General features: G+C 43.5%; 18 protein-coding genes. 6 read left to right on the top strand and 12 right to left on the bottom strand.

Annotated elements, in window-relative coordinates; all coding sequences use genetic code 11:
- Position 1: 1 nt before the first annotated feature.
- From P3L47_RS02225 to pstC, 8 genes are all read right to left on the bottom strand, one after another.
- A complete protein-coding gene (locus P3L47_RS02225; protein ID WP_122363885.1) occupies positions 2-1,609 on the bottom strand; it encodes a RagB/SusD family nutrient uptake outer membrane protein in 1,608 nt (535 codons plus the stop codon).
- A gap of 12 nt (positions 1,610-1,621) precedes the next feature.
- Positions 1,622-4,921 carry a TonB-dependent receptor gene (locus tag P3L47_RS02220; protein WP_122363886.1) on the bottom strand — a complete coding sequence of 1,100 codons (3,300 nt, stop codon included), beginning with the start codon at positions 4,919-4,921 and terminating at the stop codon, positions 1,622-1,624.
- A gap of 144 nt (positions 4,922-5,065) precedes the next feature.
- Positions 5,066-6,070: a FecR family protein gene (locus P3L47_RS02215; protein WP_277782542.1), complete on the bottom strand. Its 1,005-nt coding sequence runs from the start codon at positions 6,068-6,070 to the stop codon at positions 5,066-5,068.
- A 94-nt stretch (positions 6,071-6,164) separates the two neighbouring features.
- The gene (locus P3L47_RS02210) at positions 6,165-6,746 is read right to left on the bottom strand and encodes an RNA polymerase sigma-70 factor (RefSeq protein ID WP_233577303.1); all 582 of its coding nucleotides are present in this window, start codon (positions 6,744-6,746) and stop codon (positions 6,165-6,167) included.
- An 84-nt stretch (positions 6,747-6,830) separates the two neighbouring features.
- Entirely contained in the window at positions 6,831-7,505 is a 675-nt protein-coding gene (gene phoU / locus P3L47_RS02205; protein WP_075558906.1) for a phosphate signaling complex protein PhoU, read from the bottom strand.
- Between the two features lie 39 nt (positions 7,506-7,544).
- Complete coding sequence (gene pstB / locus P3L47_RS02200; RefSeq protein WP_075558905.1) at positions 7,545-8,297, bottom strand: phosphate ABC transporter ATP-binding protein PstB; 753 nt, start codon at positions 8,295-8,297, stop codon at positions 7,545-7,547.
- Between the two features lie 43 nt (positions 8,298-8,340).
- Positions 8,341-9,228: a phosphate ABC transporter permease PstA gene (pstA, locus tag P3L47_RS02195; protein ID WP_075558904.1), complete on the bottom strand. Its 888-nt coding sequence runs from the start codon at positions 9,226-9,228 to the stop codon at positions 8,341-8,343.
- Positions 9,229-9,235: 7 nt separating this feature from the next.
- Positions 9,236-10,423, bottom strand: coding sequence for a phosphate ABC transporter permease subunit PstC (pstC, locus tag P3L47_RS02190; RefSeq protein WP_122363890.1), 1,188 nt, complete (start codon positions 10,421-10,423; stop codon positions 9,236-9,238).
- Positions 10,424-10,668: 245 nt separating this feature from the next.
- Here pstC and P3L47_RS02185 point away from each other — a divergent pair, with 245 nt between their 5' ends.
- The 5 genes from P3L47_RS02185 to P3L47_RS02165 all read left to right on the top strand — a co-directional run bounded on the left by P3L47_RS02185 (position 10,669) and on the right by P3L47_RS02165 (position 16,101).
- Positions 10,669-11,871, top strand: coding sequence for a glycoside hydrolase family 88 protein (locus P3L47_RS02185; protein ID WP_122363891.1), 1,203 nt, complete (start codon positions 10,669-10,671; stop codon positions 11,869-11,871).
- A gap of 6 nt (positions 11,872-11,877) precedes the next feature.
- Positions 11,878-13,098, top strand: a complete 1,221-nt coding sequence (locus P3L47_RS02180) for a DUF2264 domain-containing protein (RefSeq protein WP_277782541.1) — start codon at positions 11,878-11,880, stop codon at positions 13,096-13,098.
- Between the two features lie 47 nt (positions 13,099-13,145).
- Entirely contained in the window at positions 13,146-13,988 is an 843-nt protein-coding gene (kduI, locus tag P3L47_RS02175; RefSeq protein WP_075558897.1) for a 5-dehydro-4-deoxy-D-glucuronate isomerase, read from the top strand.
- Between the two features lie 13 nt (positions 13,989-14,001).
- Positions 14,002-14,793, top strand: coding sequence for a gluconate 5-dehydrogenase (locus P3L47_RS02170; RefSeq protein WP_075558896.1), 792 nt, complete (start codon positions 14,002-14,004; stop codon positions 14,791-14,793).
- Positions 14,794-14,973: 180 nt separating this feature from the next.
- Positions 14,974-16,101 (top strand): AAA family ATPase, encoded by a 1,128-nt coding sequence (locus P3L47_RS02165; protein WP_277782540.1) that lies wholly within the window; start codon positions 14,974-14,976, stop codon positions 16,099-16,101.
- A 118-nt stretch (positions 16,102-16,219) separates the two neighbouring features.
- Here P3L47_RS02165 and P3L47_RS02160 read toward each other — a convergent pair whose 3' ends face one another.
- The 4 genes from P3L47_RS02160 to P3L47_RS02145 all read right to left on the bottom strand — a co-directional run bounded on the left by P3L47_RS02160 (position 16,220) and on the right by P3L47_RS02145 (position 23,833).
- Positions 16,220-17,650 (bottom strand): RagB/SusD family nutrient uptake outer membrane protein, encoded by a 1,431-nt coding sequence (locus tag P3L47_RS02160; RefSeq protein ID WP_075558894.1) that lies wholly within the window; start codon positions 17,648-17,650, stop codon positions 16,220-16,222.
- 15 nt (positions 17,651-17,665) lie between these two features.
- A complete protein-coding gene (locus P3L47_RS02155; RefSeq protein WP_277782539.1) occupies positions 17,666-20,833 on the bottom strand; it encodes a SusC/RagA family TonB-linked outer membrane protein in 3,168 nt (1,055 codons plus the stop codon).
- A gap of 1,013 nt (positions 20,834-21,846) precedes the next feature.
- Positions 21,847-23,343 (bottom strand): butyryl-CoA:acetate CoA transferase, encoded by a 1,497-nt coding sequence (locus tag P3L47_RS02150; RefSeq protein ID WP_277782538.1) that lies wholly within the window; start codon positions 23,341-23,343, stop codon positions 21,847-21,849.
- 76 nt (positions 23,344-23,419) lie between these two features.
- Entirely contained in the window at positions 23,420-23,833 is a 414-nt protein-coding gene (locus tag P3L47_RS02145; RefSeq protein WP_277782537.1) for a hypothetical protein, read from the bottom strand.
- Positions 23,834-24,085: 252 nt separating this feature from the next.
- Between P3L47_RS02145 and miaB the strand changes: the two genes are divergently transcribed.
- Positions 24,086-25,456 (top strand): tRNA (N6-isopentenyl adenosine(37)-C2)-methylthiotransferase MiaB, encoded by a 1,371-nt coding sequence (gene miaB, locus P3L47_RS02140; RefSeq protein ID WP_122363898.1) that lies wholly within the window; start codon positions 24,086-24,088, stop codon positions 25,454-25,456.
- The last annotated feature ends 119 nt before the right edge of the window (positions 25,457-25,575 follow it).

Below are 25,575 nucleotides of genomic sequence, written 5' to 3'. Positions count from 1 at the left end.
GTTAATAACCTTCATTCTGGGGAAGAAGGTTGCTGTTTAGTGTTATTTCATTTGTAGGAACACCGAACAGTTCGTGATAATCCTTTACATTTTTCGCTGCTTCTTTCGGATAGTAAGATTCAGAGAAAAGATATTCGATGTCATTCAGATGAGTAACTCCCTGTATTGCTTTGACCAGGTTATGGGTACGGAATAAGTCAAATTTCCGGTGTCCTTCATAACAAAGCTCCAGGGCCCGTTCCTTGAGGATAGCTTCACGTAATTGTGCTTGCGACAGGCCTTGTAGTTTCCAACCGGGGTTGATGGTCCCGTCTTCGTTGGTGTAAGCTCTTTCGCGGACTTCATTAATATAGGTAAAAGCTTCATTCGTTTTGTTTTGTTCATTCAAAGCCTCAGCAAATATTAATAAGACGTCTGCCCATCGTAAGAGAGGAAAATTCAGGGAAGTTCCTTCGCGGTCGGCACGGCGGTTCTCCACATCACAGAATTTCACAATATAAGGAGTTCGTACAATTTCTCCTTTGTATTTGATACCTGCTCCCAGATGTTGGGCGGTAGTACCTGTTCCTGCAATAAGTTCCTTGTATTTACTTTCCGAAGCCAGGCGGAAATTGAACTTCCAGCGGCTGTCGTTTTCTGTATCATACCACTTGTCTTCATCCGGTACATAATAAGAAGCGAACGGAAGAAGAGGGGCTATTGCTGCACTGTTTTTATACGGACTGTCTGATTCTTCCGTATAATCACCGTAGCAGGTAGTCTGACTGGGTAATTCTGTCTTTTCGATTAATGCCTGGGCTGCAAAAAGACTTTCTTTGCTGTTGTTGTACTTAGAATTGAATACATCGCTGTAATGTGGCAGTAATCCTCGTTTACCTTCAGTATAGAGTTGGCGACAGAGTTCTTCGCATTTGGCATACTCTTTTTCGAAAAGGTATATTTTAGCCATTAATCCGATGGCGCTGCTACGGCTTACCCTTCCTGCATCAGAGGTGCTATACTCGTCGAACTCAGGTAAGTTTTCGGCTGCATATTGCAGATCGGGAAGAGCAACCTCCTTCCGGACCTGAGATGCAGGAGTGCGGCTTAATGTCAGATAGGCATCTATATCTGTTACCGGTTCGAGTATTACTGGCAGATCCCCGAAGAAGTTGGTCAGGTGGAAGTACAGGAAACCACGAACGAAACGGGCTTCTGCCAACAGACGTTCCTTTGGTATCTGTTTAAACAAGCTCTCGTCCATTGCTTCGATATTGGCGATTGCCAGGTTGGCGTTGCGGATATATTTGAATCCGTCGCGCCATGTCCATCCGATACGCTCTGCCGATGCATTATGAGTATAAGTTGCTATCGGGTCGAGAGTTGGCCAGTTGTCTGTCGGGGAACGGGTCCCGATGTCTGTCCCGAATTCCATAACCATCATGGCCTGGCGAGTATATACATTCGCATCGGCAAATGCATTGTATAGGTCGTTAACACAGGAAAGAGCATTGTTTTCGTCGATGAAGAAATTGCTTCCGGCAACATCCCCTTTAGGATTTTCATCCAATAAACCTGAACATGAGCTCAGCAGGAGAAAAACAAACGGTAATATTTTGAAAATTTTCATATGCTATCAGTATTATAAGGTAAATTTAACGCCTAATGTGAAAGAACGGTTCATTGGGTATTGTCCCCAATCGTAACCTCTTAAAATAGGACTACTTGAATATAAGCTGACTTCCGGATCATATCCCCGGTAGTTACAGATGTTGAACAGGTTATTTCCTGTTGCATAGACGCGTGCAGCGGAAAATCCGATGGGGCTCAACCATTTCATCGGCAGGTCGTAAGCCAGTGTCAGGGACGACAACCGGAGGAAACTGCCGTTTTCCACAAATCTTGTGTCGACCGCATAGATGTATTCGTTACTCGGGCGAGCTACCGATGTGTTCGGATTTTCAGGAGTCCAGATCTGTTCTGCCAGATCGCGGTAGCAGTTTACAGCCGAATTACCCGGCAGAAAGTAAGCACTGTTCAGGTTTAAGACATCGTTGCCTACGGAGTATTGGAAGAATGCATTTAAAGAGAGTCCCTTCCAGCTGACCGTCGTGCCGAAGCCTCCGAAGAAATCAGGGTTGGCATTTCCTATGACCGTTGAGTTGTTGGGATCGTCTTTGATATCTTTGAATTTAGCATCTCCCGGACGGGCATTCAATCCTTTGGCATCGATTTCTTCTTGCGTCAGGACACCTTCGTATACTTGTCCGTAAAAAAGTCCGATAGGTTCGCCTACTTTCAGTATACTGCTGTAATAACCACCCCAATGTTCTCCTACGTATTTATATTTATCCGGTCCTAGACTCAGTACTTTACTGCGATTGGTTGAAATATTGAAGTTTGCATCCCATTTCCAATCCTTATTGTCGATCAATGAAGCATTCAGTGAAAGTTCAAATCCTGTATTCTTTAATGATCCCAGGTTTTGTAGCTGTGTGGACTGTCCGATGTATGAAGGGACGGAAATTTTCCAAAGCAAATCGCGTGTCTTCTTATGATAGAAATCCAAAGATCCGCTTAGACGGGAGTTGAAAAGCGAGAAGTCGACACCCAGGTCGAACTGATCGGTCTTTTCCCATGTCAGGTTGGGATTGGGAACTTCGCTCGGGGTATAGGTGACGATTTGGGAACCACCTAGAATCGTACTTCCGGATGAAAAGAGATATTGTGTGGAGTAAATGTCGATAGCCTGGTTACCTACACGACCGTAACTGGTACGCAGTTTCAAATCGTTTATGACGGATTGCTTTTTCATGAAAGCTTCTTCCGTAATGCGCCATCCTACTGATACGGAAGGGAAGAAAGCCCATTTATTTCCTTCTGAGAAACGGGATGAACCGTCATAACGGGCAACGACTGTCAATAAGTAACGATTATCGTACGCATAGTTAATACGTGAAAGATAGGACATGTATCCCCAGTTGTGATAACCGGATTCTACCTTGTCTTTTACCTGTGCGGCATTCAGGTCGTGAAAGCCTGTGATGTCATTGGCAAAATTAGAGACTTCGGTATTCAAGCCTTTGTCATGCCCTTTCTGGGCGGTAAAACCTGCCAGGACGGAAAGTGAATGTACCTCTTTTTTCAGATTATATGTCAACGTATGTTCCGTCAATAGGTCCTGGCTCTCGGATGTGAGGGCCTTTGCACTATTCGTCTTTTCCAGGTACGAACCTTTTCTGGGTGAGAAATAATCTTCACGCTGGTAATTCCACTTTACACCTAATGTCGATTTCCATACCCAGTGAGGGTCGAGTTTGAATTGTAGATAAGAATTGTTCAGCAGATAATATCCGTTTTTTTCGTCGGTCGGCAACAATGCTTCGGCTAACGGGTTACGTCCGGTCGGACGGCTGGGCTCCGTATAGTTGTATGAACCATCTTCATTCACGGCACTCCCTATAGGAGACATACCGACGCCATATACAGCCATTTCGAAATGGTTGTCGGGATCGGAAGGCATGGTCGACAGATCATGGAACTCATGAGAAAGGCTGACGGTCGTTCCCATACTGAACCACGGCTTGATCTCCGCATCCACGTTTGTGCGGAATGTTGTGCGGTTGAATCCGGATCCGATCATAATACCTTCCTGGTCAAAATGATTGACGGAAACAAGATATTTGATCTTTTCAGTACCGCCTCTGCTGGAAAAGTTGAGATTGTAAACCGGAGCAGTACGGAAAAGCTCATCCTGCCAGTCAACACCTGTGACCTTGGATGGATCGGCATAAGGAATTGTCGTCCCGTTGATCTTGGCTACTTTGTTTAAATAGGATGCATATTCGGTTGCTGAAAGTAAGTCGATTTTGTGGGGTAGTTTTTGCCAACCGTAGGAAGCTTCAACATCGAATGTCGCTTTGCCGGCTTTACCGCGTTTGGTTGTTACCAGAATGACACCGTTGGAGCCACGAGCACCGTATATGGCCGTGGATGTTGCGTCTTTCAACACTTCGATGGACTCTATATCGTTCGGGTTTAATGAATTAAGGTCACCGGCATCGACAAATCCGTCGATCACATACAGAGGTTCGTTACTGGCAGAAAGGGAGTTACCTCCTCGGATACGAATGGATGAAGATGTTCCGGGCGTACCGTTTGACTGAACGACCTGCATACCGGCAACACGTCCGCGAAGCAACTGGTCGACACGTGGTACAGGTTGTTCGATCAGGTCTTGTCCGCGAACGGAACTTATGGCGCTGATCAGGTCCGATTTCTTTTGTGTACCGTATCCTACGACAACAACTTCTTCCAGATTTTGTGTGTCTTCCGTCATTTTAATGGATAGGGTCGTTTGTGTACCTGCCTTTATCTGTAAGGGGTTATAGCCGATATAACTGATCTCCAGGATATCGCCGGGAGTAGCCTGAAGGGTGAACTTGCCGTCCAGGTCTGTGACAGTCCCGTTCGTAGTCCCCTTGACCATGATATTGGCACCAATGATCGGTTCCCCTTTTTCGTCGGTGACGGTACCGCTTATCGTTCCCGACTGGCGGGATGATTGAGCCGGTTGAGGTGTTTTCTCCGGTTTGATGATAATGTGCTTGTTCTTGATCTCGTATTTCAGGCCTTTCCCTTTCAGTACCTGGTTTAATACATCGTTGATAGATTCGCTGCTTATTTGCAGACTGACTTTTTGCCGGGTATCGACATCTCCGGTCTCAAAAAAGAAAATGTAATCGCTCTGTTTCCTGATCGTCTCGAAAGCTTCTTTCAGAGTTACATTCTGCAGATTCAACGTGATCTTTTGATTTTGTGGTAATGCTGCAAATGTTTGCTGGATACTGGCTGTAAAGAGTATCAAACATAACAGGGCTACCTGGAGCCTGGAGCAAACAATTAGCGTGATTTTTCTTTCTTTATAAAGAATGTTTTCCATACTTTTGTAATGTGATTAGAATTTAACTATTAAGTTTTAATGAACTCGTGAGTCGGGAAATGGTGCGAACATTTTCCGGCTCTTTTTTTGTGCTTTTCTCTTTCCTTTTCTGGTTCTCCTTTCTTTATGGGGTTATCAACTGTTTTAATATATCTCAATGATATTGTTATTGCGCCTGTAAGTGAATTTTTCACTGGATGACATGATTGTCAGGATATCGTTGAGCGTATCCGTATTGCGGAATTCTCCGAAGAAACGAAGTTGCCGGCGTTCGGGATTACGGAAGATAAATGTTACGTCGAAAGCTTTTTCCAGTTGTCCGGCAATTTCGTCGAAACTGATCTCGTTGAAGAAGTGTGCTCCTGTGGTCCATTGACAGACAGCCTCCGTAGAAACTTTCCGTACTTCTGTTTTTCCCGTCAGTTTGTTATATATAGCTTGCTGTTGGGGTACCATGATAACGGAATTGGAGGGAGCAGCTTTATCGATCATATTCACGGAACCTTCTGCCAGGGTTACGGCGATCTCTTGTTCGTCGGAATAGGCTTTGACATTGAATTTTGTTCCCAATACCTTTACATCGATCTCTTTGGCATTGACGATGAAGGGGAGCTTTTCGTTACGGGCAACTTCAAAATAGCCTTCGCCTTCCAAAGCTACCTGTCGGTTCTTTTGGGAAAATCCGGGCTGACAACTGAATTTACTGCCAGCATTTAACCATACGATAGTTCCGTCTTCCAACTGGAGACGGCTGCGTGAACCGAGCGGTACTTCGATGGTACGTACCATCGCCTGGTCGTCCTGCCGGTCGGATCGGTCGAACAGGTATAATCCGGCACTGCCCAGGAAAACTCCGATTAACAGGGAGGCTGCGATATGGGTATATTTCCGTAAGAACAGCTGCTTAGGCTTCTGTAATCCGGCCTGTTCGGCGAAACGGCGGAATACGGCTTCGTTCTTTCTTTTTTTCTTATGATGTATGTCGTATGAGGATAACCATAACTCGGTCATCTCATAATAGTATTTTTTATGAGACTCGTCAGCGGCTACCCAACGACCGAGTTCTTTCTCCTGTTCACGGGAAAGCGATCGGTTCAGATAGCCGGTAATCAGTTCGTCGTAGTATTCTTGTTGTCTTTTCTGATCCATTTTTATTGCTTCTTACCCTAAAGACAACATTCCAATAGTGCGAGGGTAGTGGAAAATGAAATATTTTTTCAAAAAATAATCCGGCAGTAAATAATCAGAAAAGTAGGGAGGATAAATATCCCTTCATACGACTGCGGAGAGTGGCAAGAGCCTGCTTGATATGATATTTGACAGTATTGACGGATATACCTACTTTATCGGCTATTTCATCATAACCTAGTTCTTCGATCCGGCTACAGATAAAAACCTGCCGGGTTTCGCGAGGCAGTTTATCTATCTCTCGGAGTATTTGTTCACTGAGTTCTTTTTCCAGCAAATGTCCCAATGGATATTCATCAGACAGGAACAGACCCTGAAGGATCGCTTCCGGATATTCTTCATAGTCGTCGAGGCTGATCTCCCGGTCTGCGAATATTTTCTTCTGGTAGTTGAGTGCATAGTTACGTATGCAACAGACCAGATAGGCTTGCAGGGAAGAGGTAATACGGAGAGATGTGCGTGTTTCCCATATATGGGATAATACGTCTCCGACAATGGTATCGGCCACCGTATCATCCCTTACATATTGACAGGCAATACGAAATAGAAGATGATAATAGTTGTCAAATAAAGTACGGTAAGCTTTACTTTCCCCACTTCTTAACCCGTCTATTAATTCTGTTTCATGAATCTCCACGATAGTATTGTAGATGTTGGTCCCTTTTCGGGATACAATATTACGAGATAGAAACGTAAAACACAAATCTTATTTATGCCTATTTTAATTTTCTGTTTTTCCGATATGCTTCATTACTTTAGCATCCAGATAGAAGATCAACTCTTCGGCGATATTCGTACAATGGTCGCCGAAACGTTCCATCTTACGGATCACACCTGCCATATAAAGTCCGACCAGGGCGCTTCCCGGATGTTTCTCGATGTAGTCGGCAATGATCCGGGTGGAGTTATGGTTAATCTCGTCGATCAGGTTGTCTTTGAGGAAAATACGGGAGGCTATTTCCGAACTTTCTTTTTCGAAGGCTTCCTGGCTGAGGGTAAGCATATTGAGCAGTTCTTTCAGCATCTCTTCTACCCGTGTCTCTTTGATCAGTTGCGGATCGACGGGGGCACCTTCCGGCAGGTTTCCTGCAAAACGGGCGATGCTTTCGGCAAAATCACCCAGGCGTTCCAGGTTCGTATTGATTTTGTACATGGCAAGAACGAAACGCAGGTCGACGGCGACAGGAGCGTAAAGGGCGATGATATCTTCGCAATCGCTGTCTATCTTCAACTCGAAAGCATTCACACGACGTTCGCGGCTGATCACTTTATAAGCCAGTTCCTTATCTCCGGTAAGCATCGCTTCGCCGGCATTATATAATTGTTGGTGGACCAAAGCCCACATTTCGCTGATACTGTTTTTTAAGGAGGCAATCTCCTGATCTATAACTTTCATATATATATAATCTTTTAATTTTCAATTCTCGATTTTCAATTACCCGAACCTTCCCGTAATGTAATTCTGAGTCGACTCCTTCTCCGGATTGGTAAATATCTTTCGTGTATTATCGAACTCGATCAGTTCACCCAGATAAAAATACCCCGTTTTGTCGCTCACACGAGCTGCTTGCTGCATATTATGAGTAACGATCACGATCGTATATTCGCTTTTGAGCTCGTGTATCAGATCTTCGATCTTGCTGGTGGAAATCGGGTCGAGGGCTGAAGTCGGCTCATCCATCAAAAGAATAGAGGGGGAGATCGCCAATGCACGGGCAATACACAGGCGTTGCTGCTGACCGCCGGATAATGCGAAGGCTGACTCTTTCAGTTTGTCTTTTACCTCATCCCAGAGAACTACCTGTTTAAGAGTTTTGACAACTGTCTCTTCGATATAATCGTTATCGTTTATTCCGTTTACACGTAGTCCGTAGGCAACGTTTTCGAAGATCGTTTTAGGAAAAGGGTTCGGTTTCTGGAATACCATACCTACGTTCTTACGAAGCTGGTCCACTTTCTCTCCCTTATCATAAATATTACGGTTGTCGATCAGGATATTGCCGGTCATACGGGTATCGGGGATCAGGTCGTTCATACGGTTGAACAATCGCAGGAAGGTGGACTTACCGCAGCCCGACGGCCCGATAAAGGCAACGGAGGTGTTTGCTTCAATTTGCATCGAGATATTCTTTAAGGCATGGAAGTCGCCATAATAGAAATCTACGTTACGGGCATCAATCTTTATCATATTCTTTTTGTTGTTTTTTATTGTTGTAGTTGTAATATATCGGTTAGTTCATTTTTACTTTCTTTGCGAAATACTTTCTCAGTGCATTGGCAAGTAAGTTGACAACTAACACGATTGCAATCAGGACCAATGCTGTTCCGTAGGCCATTCCACGGGATGCTTCGATGTCCGTACCGCTGGTTGAAATTACGTACAGATGGTAAGGCAATGCCATACATTGGTCAAAGATACTTTCCGGCAGCTGAGGCAGGAAGTAGGCGGCTACAGTGAACAGGATAGGAGCCGTCTCTCCCGATACACGTCCCACCGACAGGATCAGCCCGGTAATGATATTCGGAAAAGCCATCGGGAGTACCACTCGCCGGATAGTCTGTAACTTGGTAGCTCCCAGTGCCAGACTCCCGTGACGGAACGAGTCGTCGATACTTTTCAAGGCCTCTTCCGTGGTACGGATAATCAGCGGCAACGACATCAATGCCAGTGTGAATGAACCGGCAATGATCGAGTCTCCCCACCCCAATGTAACAACAAACAGGGACATACCGAACAAACCGAACACCACTGAAGGGACACCGCTCAGATTGTTTGTCATGATACGGATGAAACGGATCAGTTTTCCGTTTGTCGCATATTCATTCATATAAATACCGCTCATGATCCCGATCGGAAAGCTGATCAGACTACTACCCAGTACCAGGTAAAGCGTACCGACGATGGCGGGATAAATCCCTCCGGCAGTCATTCCTTCTGCGGGAGCTTCCGTAAGGAAATCCCAACTGATTACTTTACCTCCTTTTATAATGATAAATCCGAGGATGAGGAAAAGAATAACGACGACCAGATAGCTAAGAAGCGTAAATATGCCGAATGCCAGTTTCTGTGAAGTCCGTTTCTTTATATCGATATTGCCTAGTTTCAGAATAGGTGCCATAACTTATTTAGATTTTTCTTTTGGATGAAATATATTCTACCGTGATACTTAATATCAATGTGATAATGAACAGAACGGCTCCCAGCAGGAATAAAGCCTGATAATGAGCGCCTCCGGCCGGAGCTTCTCCCAGTTCGGCTGCGATCGTAGCAGGGATGGTTCGTACCGGTTCAAAGAACGAGGTCGGTATGACTGCGGCATTCCCTGTTACCATCAGTACGGCCATTGTTTCGCCGATAGCCCGGCCGATACCGAGAACCACTGCTGAGGTGATACCCGAAATGGAGTAGGGAATGATTACCTTATAAATTGTTTGCCATTGGGTGGCTCCTAATGCGAGGCTAGCCTCTTTCATTGCCCGCGGTGTGGTGCGCATAGCATCTTCTGCAACGGTGATAATGGTCGGTAATGCCATGATAGCCAGAACGACACTGCCGGCAAAAGCTGTTTCTCCGACCGGAAGGTTCAGTCCTTTTTGTATCAACGGGACAATTACCACTAGTCCGAAAAAGCCATATACAACGGAAGGAATACCTGCCAGAAGTTCGATAACCGGTTTGAGTATTTCCCGGGTGCGTTTGTTGGCTATTTCAGCCAGGTAGATGGCAACTGCTATACCGAAAGGTAAAGAAAGAACGATTGCCCCGATGCTGACCAACAAGGTTCCCAATAATAACGGGATCAATCCGAAGATAGGAGCTGGTGCTGAGGTCGGGTACCATTTTGTTCCGGCAAAGAAATCGGAGAGTGAGATCTTTTCTTCCGGGAGGACTGTCCCGTCAAAAGGCTCAGCCAGATATTGTTGAGGGAAGAAAGCAATTATTCCCGGCTCTTTGCTGACCAGTTCACTGATCTTTTCGGGGACATACTGGAATTCGTCGCCCAGTTCTTCTTCACTGTAATACTGTGTCAGATCGGAAAAACGGAAAACAAGGATTTCTTCATCTTTGCCGTTCACCTCTTTCCAGTTGGTTATCTTGGCATCGAAAATATCCATGATCGTTTCCGGTGAAAGATGACTTACGTCATTCCCCTTATTCACAGCAAGTACATATCCTTCTTCAACTACCGGACTGCTGAAAAGACCGGATGCTTCTTTAAAAAGAAAAAAGACAATCAATAGAATCGTGAAACTGGTTACACTTCCACTGATCAGGAGTCCTCCTTCTACAATTTTTTCAAAAAACTTTCTCACGTCATTTACCTGTTTGTTCTGAGTGCAAAGTAAGGTAACATGTATTAAGAACAGGTTAAGGCGCTTTGAAGTAAATGTTACATTGGTGTTGCAAAAATATTACAGGCAGAGAATGAGGTTAAGCTTTAGCTCTTTTTTTATCATAAATTCAAGGTTATTGCCTTTTTTGAGCGGTTATGTAGAATTTTAGAATTTAAACCTGTATATTTGCCACAAACTTAAAAACTTAATAATCTATTTTTATCATGAACAAATTTCTTTCGTACGGAGTGTTTGCGTTCACAGCCTTGTTGGCTTCTTGTGATTCGCAACCCAAACAGGAACCTATCGCAGATGTAATCGACCGTGGTCTGAAGGCCTCGACTGAACAAGCTCTTTTAATGGCAAAAGACCTGGAGAATCAGGAAGGTCGTCTGCCGAAAGCGATCAACAAAGAGGGGACACTCGAAACCAGTGACTATAGCTGGTGGTGTAGCGGTTTCTTCCCGGGTGAGTTATGGTATCTGTACGAAAACAATCCGACACCGGAATTGAAAAAATATGCTGAAATGTATACCGATCGTGTAGAGGAAGTGAAAAATATCACTTACAGCCATGATGTCGGTTTTATGTTGTATTGTAGCTATGGTAATGGATACCGCCTGACCGGAAAACCGGAATATAAAGATGTAATGCTGACCGGAGCGAATTCGCTGGCAACTCGCTATGACGAACGCGTAGGAGCCATCCGTTCCTGGGACTTCAATAAAAAGATATGGCAATTCCCGGTCATTATTGATAATATGATGAACCTGGAATTTTTCAGCTGGGCTTCGAAAGCATCCGGTGACGACCGTTTCCGTAAGATGGCTATCTCCCATGCCGATAAAACAATGAACAATCATTTTCGTGATGATTATAGCTGTTATCATGTGGTGTCTTATGATACGATAACCGGTGTTCCTCATAAGAAACAGACGCATCAGGGAGCCGCAGACGAGTCTGCATGGGCTCGCGGACAGGCGTGGGCTTTGTATGGCTTTACCATGATGTACCGTGAAACAGGAAAACCGGAATATCTGGATCAGGCAAAACATGTCGCTGCATTCATCATGAACAATCCGAATATGCCGGCTGATAAAGTGCCGTATTGGGACTTTGATGCTCCGGGGATTCCGAATGTACCGAGAGATGCCTCTGCCGCAGCTATTATGGCATCGGCTTTGATCGAACTGAGCCAGCTGGATAAGAGTGCGGAAGCTAAGAGCTATCTTGATTTTGCAGAACAGCAGGTCCGCTCGCTGACAAGTCCGGAATACCTGGCTGCAAAAGGTACCAATTGTAATTTTGCTTTGATGCATTCTACCGGTCATTTCCCTGGTAACAGCGAAGTAGACGTGCCTTTGAGTTATGCCGACTATTATTATGTGGAAGCATTGATGCGTTTAAAAAAACTAACAGATAAATAAGACCCTATGACTAATCTGATAAAAACAACCGCTTTTTTAGTATGTTTCCTGTGCCTATCTTTCCATGGTAAAGCACAGCAGAGCGGAGTGGAAGACCGTGCTTTTTGGGTAGAAACATTGACCCGTATTGCGGATCCGGTATTGACGAACCTGAGCAACAATACGCTTAAAAAGAATATGCCTTACGAATCTCTGTCGAAAGACAGGAGTGATTTTGCTCACTTGGAAGCTGTAGGCCGTCTGATCTGCGGTATTTCCCCATGGTTGGAATTGGGGCCGGATAATACACCCGAAGGTCAGTTGCGTGATAAATATATCAAACTGGCTGTAAAAGGTCTGAAGAATGCTGTGAATCCGGAATCTCCCGACTATCTGGTGTTTGGAAAACCTTATCAGCCTTTGGTGGATGCCGCTTTTCTGGCACAGGGTCTCTTGCGTGCAAGAACGCAATTGTGGGATAATTTGGATCCACAGGCAAAAGAATGGATGATCACAGAGTTTAAACGCAGTCGTTCTATTAAGCCTTGGGAGAATAACTGGCTGTTGTTCGCATCTATGGTTGAGGCTGCCCTGTTGGAGTTTACAGGTGAATGTGATATGGATCGTCTGACATATGGTGTTAAAAAATTCCGTGATGATTGGTATAAAGGAGATGCACTGTATGGTGACGGGCCGGCTTTTCATATGGACTACTACAATAGTTTTGTGATCCACCCGATGTTGACAGATGTATTGCTGATCATGAAAAAACATAATCTGGAAGGTGCGGATTTTGCTGAAAAACAGTTACCTCGCCTGACTCGTTATGCTGAACAGCTGGAGCGTTTTATCTCTCCGGAAGGAACTTTCCCGGTAGTGGGCCGTTCCATTGTTTACCGCTTTGGAGCATTCCATGCATTGGCACAGGCTAGTTTGATGCAGGTATTGCCGGAACGGGTGAAACCGGCGCAGGTGCGTTGTGCGATGACTGCTGTGATCCGCAACCAGATGAAGTCGCCGAAGAACTTTGATTCAAACGGTTGGTTGCGTGTCGGTTTTACCGGTGAACAAATCGATATGTCAGAATCTTATATAAATACGGGGAGCGTCTATTTATGTTCTGTAGGTTTGTTGGCGCTGGGATTGCCTGCTTCCAACGAATTTTGGTCGGCTCCTTATACGGAGTGGACGAACCTGCGTGCCTGGAAAGGTGAGAGCGATGTAAAAGCAGATCATGCGCTTAAGTAATTGAAAATGGAGAATTGAAAATTGAAAATTAAAGATAGAATAAGAAGATGAAAACAAATTATGAATTGCGTTATGCTGCGCATCCGGAAGATGCAAAGCAATATGATACGAAACGTATTCGTCGGGATTTCCTGATCGAAACGGTTTTCGCACCGAATGAAGTGAATATGGTTTATTCCATGTACGACCGAATGATCGTAGGTGGCGCTATGCCTGTCGGCGAAGTATTGAAACTGGAAGCGATCGATCCGTTGAAAGCTCCTTATTTCCTGACCCGTCGTGAAATGGGTATTTTCAGTGTTGGCGGTCCCGGTATTGTGAAAGCCGGTGATGCTACATTCGAACTGGATTTTAAAGAAGCGCTTTACCTGGGTTCGGGCGACCGTGAAGTAACTTTCGAAAGCAAGGATCCGAAGAATCCGGCTAAGTTCTACTTCAATTCTACCACGGCTCATCGTAACTATCCGGATAAGAAAGTGACGAAGGCGGATGCCGTTGTGGCCGCTATGGGTTCGCTGGAAATGTCGAACGACCGTAATATCAACAAGATGATCGTGAATCAGGTATTGCCGACCTGCCAGTTGCAGATGGGTATGACCGAACTGAAACCGGGCAGTGTATGGAACACGATGCCTGCACACGTTCACAGCCGTCGTATGGAAGCTTATTTCTATTTCGATATCCCTGAAGATCAGGCTATCTGTCACTTTATGGGTGAAGTAGACGAAACTCGTCATATCTGGATGAAAGGCGACCAGGCTGTCTTATCTCCCGAATGGTCTATCCACAGTGCGGCTGCTACTCACAACTATACTTTTATCTGGGGTATGGGTGGTGAGAACCTCGATTATGGCGATCAGGATTTTTCTAAAATTACAGACTTAAAATAAATCGAATACTAAAATGGTAAATTTCTCATTAGAAGGAAAAGTGGCACTTGTAACAGGTGCTTCTTACGGAATTGGTTTCGCACTGGCCACTGCCTTTGCCCAGGCAGGTGCAAAGATCGTTTTCAACGATATCAAACAGGAATTGGTGGATAAAGGTCTGGCTGCTTACAAAGCGGAAGGCATCGATGCAAAAGGATATGTTTGCGATGTAACCAGCGAAGAGCAGGTAAATGCAATGGTTGCCCAGATCGAGAAAGAAGTAGGTGTGATCGATATCCTGGTAAACAATGCAGGTATTATCAAACGTATTCCGATGCATGAAATGTCAGCTGCCGAATTCCGTCAGGTGATCGATGTGGATTTGAATGCTCCGTTCATCGTTTCAAAAGCAGTTATCCCTTCCATGATCAAAAAAGGTCACGGAAAGATCATCAATATCTGTTCCATGATGAGTGAACTGGGACGTGAAACCGTTTCTGCCTATGCAGCAGCTAAGGGCGGTTTGAAGATGCTGACTCGTAATATCGCTTCCGAATACGGTCAATATAACATCCAGTGTAACGGTATCGGCCCGGGTTATATTGCTACTCCGCAGACGGCTCCGCTTCGCGAAACTCAACCGGACGGCTCACGTCATCCGTTCGATTCTTTCATTATCGCAAAGACACCGGCTGCCCGTTGGGGAACTCCGGAAGATTTGATGGGACCGGCTGTATTCCTCGCTTCCGATGCATCCGACTTCGTAAACGGACATGTATTGTATGTTGACGGCGGTATCCTGGCTTATATCGGAAAACAACCCTGATAATTTAGTATATAGTAAAGACAGTTGTCTTTATAGATAAAAAAGATTCCTTCCGGGAGAAATTCAGATTTCTTTCGGAAGGAATTTTTTTTTCTACCGGATGGAACTAAAACCGGATTCCGATTACACTATGATGATTATTATAAGATAATAATTATCTTTGCATAAAAAGGAAATTGTATGACACTGATAAATAATCCATTCGTAACCAGTGGTTACATCGCTCCCGAATATTTTTGTGATCGCGAAAGGGAAACGGAAGAGTTGTTTCGTTGGCTGATCAACGAAAATAATGTGGCTATCATCTCTACCCGGCGTATGGGAAAGACCGGATTGATTCGACATTGTTTTCAATTGAATGAAATAAAGGAGAATTATTATACCTTCCTGATTGATATTTATGCGACTAAAACGCTCCGTGAGTTCGTTTTCCAGTTAGTAAAAGCGATTCTGACTACTTTAAAACCGAAAGGGCGGAAGGCATGGGAAGTGTTTGTTAATAGTTTGGTTTCTTTAAAGGCTGGTTTCTCATTGGATATGTCGGGAATGCCACAATGGAATTTGGAACTGGGAGATATCAAATCACCGGAAACGACTTTGGATGAAATCTTTCATTATCTGGCTGTATCCGATAAACCTTGTATTGTTGCAATCGACGAATTTCAACAGGTCGCTCATTATCCGGAAAAGAATACGGAGGCATTGCTACGTACTTATGTCCAGCATTGTAACAATGCTCATTTTATATTTGCCGGCTCACAACGTCATTTAATGGGAGAAATGTTCATTAGTCCTGCCCGTCCTTTTTATCAAAGTGTATCTATTTTACATTTGTCGGCAATCGATAAACAGAAATACATAGAGTTTGCACAACATCATTTCAGAATGGCTCAAAAGAATATTGATGTTGCAGTCATTGATTCTTTGTATGATCGTTTTGAAGGAATCACCTGGTATCTGCAAAAAATATTGAATATTCTTTTTGCAATGACTCCGAAAGGAGAGGTTTGCAATAGCGAAATGATTGAACAGGCCGTGGACTTTATTTTGGATTCATATTCCTTTACTTATTCCGAATTGCTTTATCAATTACCGGAAAAACAAAAAGAATTGATGATTGCCATTTGTAAGGAAGGAAAAGCAACGGCGCTGACTTCCGGAAAGTTTATCCATAAATATAGTTTGCCGTCGAGTAGTTCGGTTCAATCGGCACTAAAAGGATTGCTGGAGAAAGATTTTGTTATTAAAGAAGGAGCCTTTTATATGGTTTATGATCGCTTTTTCTCTTTGTGGCTAAAACGGAATTAAAAAAGCCGGGACTTATATCACTACAAATCCCGACTGTCAAAATTAATGTGTGTCTTGTAAATAATAGGTTTTTAATTAAGGCTTTATTGATTTATTGAAAAACGGAATATCCTTTTCGTTATAATGGATTCTGTTCCATCAACGGATTGGCGTCCATTTCTTGTTTCGGGATCAGGAACAGAAGTTCTTTTGCTCCTGCTTCAAAGTAACCGGCTTTGTCCCAGAATGTTTCGTTATGTCCTTTGTTGCGTCTGTCCATAGCGATATTCAAACGTTTGATATCGAACAGACGGAAACCGTCTCCCCACAGATCGCAACGGCGTTCCATCAAAATGTGCTGGATTAAAGCTTCACCTGTTACAGTCGGTTTCTGAGCTTCCGGATCACGATTTTTAGTCAGTTCAAAAATAACATCCTGTGCCTCTGTATCTTTATTCTGACGCGCGAGAGCTTCTGCCTCGATCAGATACATTTCTCCGGATTTCATGTAGATGTAATCGTTAGTCCAGTCTCCGAAACCAGTGAATTTGTAGCCTACACGGTCCTCATCAAACAATTGTTTACGCTGATCGGTATCCGCCATATAATCAATGATCTCCGTGCTTCCTAATTTGAAACTGCCCATCGAGGCATATCCTCCGAAATTAGGGTCTACATGTGAGAAGAAAGATGCATAACTAGTCTGTTGCTCATCGATCAAAAGGGCTCCCCAAATCCATTCGCTGTCATTCGAATCATTCCATCCATTTTTATAGTTGCTGGTCAACTCGTAGCCTTGACGTGCCTTGTTTGCCATATCGGCGGCAGTAGCCCAATCACCGGTAGTCAAAGCAAAACGGGCTTTGAAACCTTGTGCCACATTCAGGTTGATATGTGATTTGTTCGGACGGGATTCGTCTGATTCGGTCAGTAATGTTATTGCCTGATCGATGTCACTGAAGATTTGTTCATAAACCTCCTGAACTGTGGAACGAGGCTTGGATTCTCCGCTGTTATCCAATACCAATGGAACTCCCAGTTGGGTATTATTTCCATTATAATCATAGCGATAAGCGAACATTTGCACTAATTGCCAATAGGAGTAAGCCCTGTAAGCATATGCTTGTCCTTTAATATTTTTGACAAGACTTTCGTTTAATGCTGCATCGGAAGCATTGTCTACGTTTGCCAGGAGCAAATTGACATTATCGATAATATCGTAATAGTAGGACCAGGCAAATTCCAGATCAGCAGAGTTGATATTCCGGTTGTTCAGATATTGATACCAGGAAACGAACCAACCATATCCACGTTCCAATTGCAGATAATCATCCGCCATGAAATCAATAATGATATCGATAGATTTTTGACCGAACCGTCCGTGATTGTCATAATAAGCATACGTGGAACGGTGAATGCCATTCAGTGCAGTTTCCGCACCATTTACCGTAGAGAACAGGTCTTCGTCTGTAACACTGTTAGTCGGAACTCTTTCCAGATAGTCCTCGCCGCATCCCGAAGCCATCAGCAGGGATGAACAGATTATAATATAGGAAAATATTTTTTTCATTGCTTGATACATGTTTTAGAATGTGACATTAATACCTAAACTTACTACGCGATTCGGCACGTATGTATAATCGGCTGTTCCGTTGAAGCTCTGCTGCGGATCCATACCTTTGCGTTTACTCAACAAGAACAGGTTATCGCCGGTCAGGAAAATCTTACAGTTCTTCATATCCAGTTTTTTCTGGATAGTTTTCGGTAACGTATAAGAAAGCGTTACGTTCTTCAGAGCCAGATAACTGGCATTTGTCAACCAACGTGAAGATGCTGCATTGGCGGCTGTATAGTTATTCTGCAAGCGGGGAACATCTGTTATGTCACCCGGTTTTTGCCAGCGGTCCAGAATATCCGTAGACCAGTGTGTACCAAATGATCCCGGATGCATCAAGCCCAGGTAATTGGAGTCGTACATCTGACCTCCGATTTGATAGCTGAAGAAAATGGATAAATCGAAGCCTTTATAACTAAAGCTGTTTGTGAAGCCTCCATACAGGTCAGGTATAGCATCACCCATATAATAATAGCTGGCTGCATTCTGGTCTTTAGTTGTTTCACGGCCTGTTACATTGCCGTTGGCATCTTCAATATCTTTGTAATATAGAGCGCTACCATCTTCGGGGTCTACACCTGCATATTCACGTAACCAGAATTCATAAATAGAATGTCCTTCAGAAAGTTTTTTGGTTCCGTTAATGATCTCCTGTGCTTTGCCGTCAGAGTCTTTCGGCATCTTTGTGATCTTGTTTTTGAAGAATGTGGCATTCAGGTCAAGACTCCAGTGGAAATCAGTCTTTTTGAAGATATCGAATCCCAGTGAAACTTCCAATCCGGTATTGCGCATGGTTCCGATGTTCTGCCACATATATTCGATACCGGTAGACTGTGGTCTCGGAGCTTTAAACAACAAGTTGCTGGATACACGGTTGAATACGTCTATTTCACCGCGAAGGAAGTCGAACATGGCAAACTCAGCACCAACATTCAAATTGGAGTTCTTCTCCCATTCCAGTTCCTTATTCAAAAGCTGGTTATGAACGGCACCGTTCAGTGTTCCGTTGTTTTTATCATCAAATGAATACAGGCTCTGCCATCCGAAATAGATCGGATCTCCCCATTCGTCCAGGATATTGTCGTTACCTTGCTGTCCGTAAGAAGCTTTCAGTTTTAGGTTGTCGATCCAATGGATATCTTTGATGAAATCTTCTTCACTCAAGCGCCAGGAAGCTCCCAATGACCAGAATGTACCCCAACGGGCATCTTTGTAAAAACGGGAGGTTCCGTCGTAACGGAATGAACCGGACAAATAGTACTTATTGGCATAATCATAATTTGCCTGGAACAGATAACCTTCCAAACTGTATTCGTTCGTGTAGGAAGTAGAACCTTCCGCTACGGAGCCGGCAACGATTTCTGTTGTCGGAACAGTAAAACCTGTACGGGTAGCTTCCAGATAACGGTATGTATACATGTAGTTTTCATGTCCTCCCAGCAATGCCAAATTATGGTCTCCGAATGATTTGTTCCAGGTCAGGATCTGGTTGAATGTATATGAATTCTTTTTGATATAGTTCTTGGTAGAACGTCCGGATACGCCTTCAGCATCACCATACATATTATTCTGGTAAGTCGTTTTGTAGTCATTGCTGATATCTGTATTACCGGAAATTTTCAAGGTGAAATCTTTCAGGAATTTAATTTCAGCAGATACACGAGCGGAAATCATGTTACGTTCCGTAGAGCGGTCATCGAGCGGTAAGGTAACCATCAGGTTTGAATTGGGCGCATATTGGCGTGTATGGCCGGCCCAGGCATAAGGAGAATTACCTCCACCCATATCATACATAATATCACCGTTCGCATTTCTGACGATTTGTCCATTGCCGTCATATTGATAGATCGGATAGATCGGGGCCATCATGCGTCCATAGTAGAACGGATTGGTTGTGTAAGAACCTTCTGCCAGGAAGCCGTTTTGCTTGGAAGTCGCACCGGATAAACCTGCATCGACTTTCAGCCATGAATTGATTTGGCTCGTTAATCCGACGCGTCCGGTGAAGCGTTCAAAATCAGACCATTTGACCATTCCTTCTTCATTTGTATAGGACGCAGAAGCAAAAAATGTAGAGTTCTGTCCACCTCCATTTACGGAGACATTATATTCTTGACGTAAAGCTGTACGTGATAACTCTTTATTCCAGTCGTCATTATATAACAGACGGGCATTGGGGTTCAACTTTCCATCTGCTCCGATCAACTGGTCGTTTGCTACGTTATAGCTATTATATCCTCCTAATTTACCAACGATACCATTTTTATCGCCTCCGCTAGCCGTTGCAGCAGCTTGTTCGGGTGTATATCCATTGTTGTTTACCAATGCATTACGCCAGCCTTCCCACATTAATTCATAGTATTCTCCTGTGCTTACACGGTTGTATTCCGGAATTGCACGTGAAACGACACCCAAATTTACTTTTGCATTCAATTGAACCTTTCCGGAGGTTCCTTTCTTGGTCGTGATCATAACTACGCCATTTGCGCCGCGGGCTCCATACAAAGCTGCTGAAGTGGCATCTTTCAATACTGTGATACTGGAAATATCTTCTGTATTGATCGTGCTGATATCACCGTCGAACGGTGCACCGTCTACAACATATAACGGATCGTTCGATGCATTTACTGAGCCAACACCGCGGATTTGGATTTTTGCATTATCTCCCGGCATACCGGTACTTCCTGTTACCTGAATACCCGGAGCTGCACCTTCTAAAGCTTTTGTCAATGAAGCAGCCTGAAGATTTTCCAGTTTTTCAGTTTTGATATTTGCAGCGGAACCTGTAAATGAAGATTTTTTGGCTGTTCCGTAAGCAACGATCATAACTTCATCCAACTCGGTTGAAGCTGTGTTTAACACGACATGCATAATGTTTTGAACCGGAACTTCTTTTCCAACCATTCCAACATAAGAAAACATCAGAGTCTTTGTGGTGTTGGGAACTTCCAATGAAAAGGCACCGTTATGATCCGATACTGTGCCGATAGTTGTACCTTTCACTATTACAGAAGCACCAATAATGGGTTCATTGTCTTCTGCGGAAATAATGGTACCTGTTACTTGCCTCGTCTGAGCAATCACCATACTGATTCCTATAAATAGGAATAGCATTGCTAAAGTTAACTTTTTCATCATAGACATCTTATTAGGTTAATAAAAATATATTTTGCCAGAGTCTTTGAAGAACTATGTCTATAAATTAATGTTATAATACCAATTGACGAGATGAGCAAAATGTTACCCAAAATGTTCGTTTTTGATCAGTAAGACATCATAGGGAGGAATATCTACCATCGCCTGGCGATAGTGCGGTTTACAATTTGACTTTTTACAATTTGTTTTTCTCATTGTACAATAAAAATATCTATATCGAAAAAAGAGCTATTAGCCGGTATGACGATTTTTTTTCATGATAATATTTCTTTTTGCATAAAAATAAATTGTAATTATGATATATTTGTTTAAATTGCACAGCTTTTCATAGTGAATTCAAAAATGACTATGGAAAAAATAGCAGTTATAACCTTAAATCCTTACTAGTTTGAGCAAATAATGATTCAGTTCATATTAAACTCAGGATTTAGTCGATATAAGCTGAATATTACTTAAAAATAACTGTTAGTACGATTGTAAACATACAGAGTTCTTCAAAGACTTTGTCAATGTTTTTGTGTATGCTCTTCTTTATCTTTTATTATTAATGACTTCACATCAACAAAAACATCGGATACAAGCGTTTTCGTAGAGGCGGGAGATTGACAGTAGATAAATTATTTGTCTGTAAGCGTCTGTAGCTGATGAAAATCCTGACTTGTGGTTTAAAAGGGTTGAATTGTTATTGCCTGTTAGTGAATTATTTGCGTTGACAAATTTATACAACTCTCTGTTATTATTTTTAATACATACGATTTTGTTACGGTATAAAATCGGTATATCATCTTTTTACTTTGAATATACAATGGCTAAATTTGCTAATGAAAACTCGTTTTAAACGAAGCATAATCTCGTTTAAAACGAAATTATTCTTGTTTAAAACGGGTTAAAGGTTCGTTTAAAACGAGATTTAGGTCGGCTGCAGTTGAAAATAGGGCAAAAAAAATCCCGAAATGAAAACACTTCGGGATTTCCTATATTATATAAGGTAGCAATTACTTGTTGTACTTGCTCCAGTCTACATTGTGCATGTCGCCGCTTGCTGCCAGTTCTTCGTGGAAAGCGAAGCAACATTTCAGGTTCTGCGGAGTATGACCTTTCACACCCATTGCCAGATATTCTCTCAATAACGGCTTGTAATCCGGATGCACGCAATTGTCGATAATGCAGTTGGCACGTTCGATCGGAGATTTGCCACGCAGGTCGGCTACACCGTATTCTGTGATGATGATCTTCACGGAGTGTTCGCTGTGATCCAGGTGGGATACCATTGGAACGAAAGCACTGATCTTGCCTTCTTTTGCAGTAGAAGGTGTTGTAAAGATAGACAGCATAGCTGAACGGGTAAAGTCTCCTGAACCACCGATACCATTCATCATTCTTGTTCCTGACACGTGAGTAGAGTTGATATTACCGAAGATATCAGCTTCCAGCGCTGTGTTGATAGCGATCAGACCTAAGCGGCGGGCAACTTCCGGGTTGTTGGAAATTTCCTGCGGACGAAGAAGAATCTTGTCTTTGAAGAAATCGAGGTTTGCATAAATTTCACGGATCACTTCATTACTTACAGACAAAGAGCAACCGCTGGCAAATTTAACGCGGCCTTCTTTCATCAGGCTGATAACAGCATCCTGGATAACCTCAGTATATACATTGAATGCCGGAATTTCTTCGTTGGCTCCCATACAGCCTAAAACAGCATTGGCTACGTTGCCTACACCGCTCTGCAGAGGAACGAATTCTTTCGGCAGACGACCGGCTTTGATTTCGCTCACCAGGAAGTCGGCAACATTCTTACCGATAGCCATTGTAACGTCATCCAGCGGAGAGAACTTACCGCCTTCGTTCGGTTCTTCTGTTTTAACGATACCGACGATCTTGGCAGGATCAACCTTTACGTAAGGAGTCCCGATACGGTCTGACGGAGTATAAATAGGAATTTCACGACGATAAGGAGGATCTGCCGGTTCATAAATATCATGCATGCCGCGAATCTCTTTCGGGTGGCGGCTGTTCAATTCGATAATGATACGGTCAGCCATCCGGCAGATAGTCGGCAGGATACCGACACCGCTGGTAGGAACGATTTCACCGTCTTCCGTTACATCGGCAGCTTCGACGATCGCTACATCGATTTTTCCAAGGAAACCGTAACGCAGGTCCTGTGCCAGTTCAGAAAGGTGCATATCGAAATACTGCGCTCCGTGTGAATTCAACAGTGCGCGGAGGTCTTTATTTGACTGATATGGAGTACGGAATTTGATTGCATTTGCACGTGCCAGTTCGCCGTCCAGTTTATCGCCTGTAGAAGCGCCGGTAAACATACCGATCTGGAAAGGATTACCTTTTTCGTGTTCTTCCATCGCTTTTTTGGCAATGGCTCCCGGAACAACTTTCGGACATCCGGCAGGGGTGAAACCACTGAATCCTACGTTATTGTCGTGATGTACGAACGAAGCAGCTTCTTCAGCTGTGATGAATTTTAAAGCCATGATATTATTTTTTTATATTAGATAAATACTTGTTAGTCAGCTAAACGGCTGCAAAGGTATTAAAAAAGAATATAGATCAATACTTACGGTTAAGTATTTCTGAGTAAATAACAGCTTTTCTTAACTCTTCAGTATTATTGAACTCAATATCTTCTAAAAGGGCATGTTCCTCTTCGGTCGGAAAATTCGTGATCGGGGATGAACTGACTTTGGATTTGTGGATTTCCTGTTCGGCAGCCAGGAAAGGATTCGGTTGCCGTATCTCTTTTTTCTTTATCTTTTTTTCTTTCTTTTCAGGAGGAGTGGTTACCTCTTCCAGTATTTCCCAAAAGCCTTTGCCAGAGGGAGCATGCTCCTCTTTAGCAGGCTCGTATTCAGGTTGGCCCAGCACCTGAGTCGGGCGTTTTTTCTTGTTCTTGGAACTGAATAAACCGCTCACTGCTGCAACTATCAGGAAAACAATATAGATCCAATCGCCTAAGTTATCCATAACTTTTGATTATTTTTGCAGTCCAAATGTAGGAATAATAATTGAATAGTGAAAGAGAAGAGTAATAGAAACGGTATAAAAGTAAATAAGGGTAACTTCACAGCCACCCTTATTCGATTTAACCAAAACCTTAACTATGAAAAAATTTACGTTTTTCGTATGCAAATATAGCTCTCGGATTTGAACTGTGCAAACCTTTGGAGGTTTATTTTTATAGAATGTAAGATTTTAAATTTTATTAACAAGGACGAAATGACGAATCAGGAAAATGGCGCAGACTTAAAATCTGCAGCCGGATTTGAGGAGAAAAAATTGTTCATCGAGACCTACGGGTGCCAGATGAATGTGGCGGACAGTGAGGTAGTCGCTTCCATAATGAAAATGGACGGATATGCCCTGACTGACAAAATTGAAGAAGCGGATGCTGTTTTCGTGAATACCTGCTCTGTGCGTGATAATGCCGAACAGAAAATTTACGGAAGACTACAGTATTTCCAGTCGCTTAAACGTAAAAAGAAGTCGCTGATTATCGGTGTACTGGGGTGTATGGCCGAACGGGTGAAGGAAGAATTGATCCATGTGCATCATGCAGACCTGGTTGTCGGACCGGATTCTTATATGGATCTGCCGAATCTGATAGGAGCAGTGGAGCATGGTGAAAAAGCAATCAATGTGGAACTGTCTACGCAGGAGACCTATAAAGATGTCATGCCGCTGAAATTGGGAGGCGTGCATATATCCGGTTTTGTGTCGATCATGCGCGGATGCAATAATTTCTGTACTTATTGTATTGTACCCTATACCCGTGGTCGTGAGCGTAGCCGCGATGTGGAGAGTATCCTGAATGAGATACGCGATATGCGTGACAAGGGTTTTAAGGAAGTGACCCTGCTGGGACAGAATGTAAATTCCTATGCTTTTGAAAAAGAGGATGAAACTGTTACTTTCCCGATGTTGCTGGAACGCGTGGCTTTGGAGGCTCCCAATATGCGTATCCGTTTTGTGACATCTCATCCGAAAGACATGAGTGACGATACGCTTCGTGTGATTGCCGCCCATAATAATATATGTAAGTACATACATCTGCCTGCCCAGTCGGGAAGTTCGAAGATACTGAAGGTGATGAACCGGAAATATACCCGCGAATGGTATCTGGACCGTATCGCAGCCATCCGCCGCATCGTCCCCGAAGCGTCTATTGCCACGGACTTGTTCTGCGGCTTCCATTCGGAAACGGAAGAGGATTACCAGGAGACACTTTCACTGATGCGTGAAGTGAGGTATGATGCGGCTTTCCTGTTCAAATATTCGGAACGACCGGGAACATATGCAGCCAAGCATCTTCCGGATACCGTATCGGAAGAAGAGAAAGTACGCCGTTTGCAGGGAATGATCGACCTGCAGAATCAGTTATCCGAAGAAAGCAACCTGCGCGATATTGGCAAGGAGTTCGAAGTCCTGATCGAAGGGTTCTCCAAACGTTCACGTGAACAGTTGTTTGGCCGTACCAGCCAGAACAAAGTGGTTATTTTCGATAAGAAAAATTATAAAGTCGGACAGTTTGTGAAGGTACGGATCACCCGGGCTTCTTCAGCCACCTTATTTGGTGAACCGGTAGAATGATCTGTGTGAACAGGCAGGTTTATAAATGGTTAAATAATCGTAATCCGCTGTCTGTCTCACAATTTATTCGTTCTTTTGCAGAAAAATTGGGAGGTATGCGCTCTGTGCGTATCTCCCCA

This window comes from Parabacteroides chongii, from assembly GCF_029581355.1.
GTDB classification, from domain to species: Bacteria; Bacteroidota; Bacteroidia; order Bacteroidales; family Tannerellaceae; genus Parabacteroides; species Parabacteroides chongii.
This window is presented reverse-complemented; position numbering and strand designations above follow the sequence as displayed.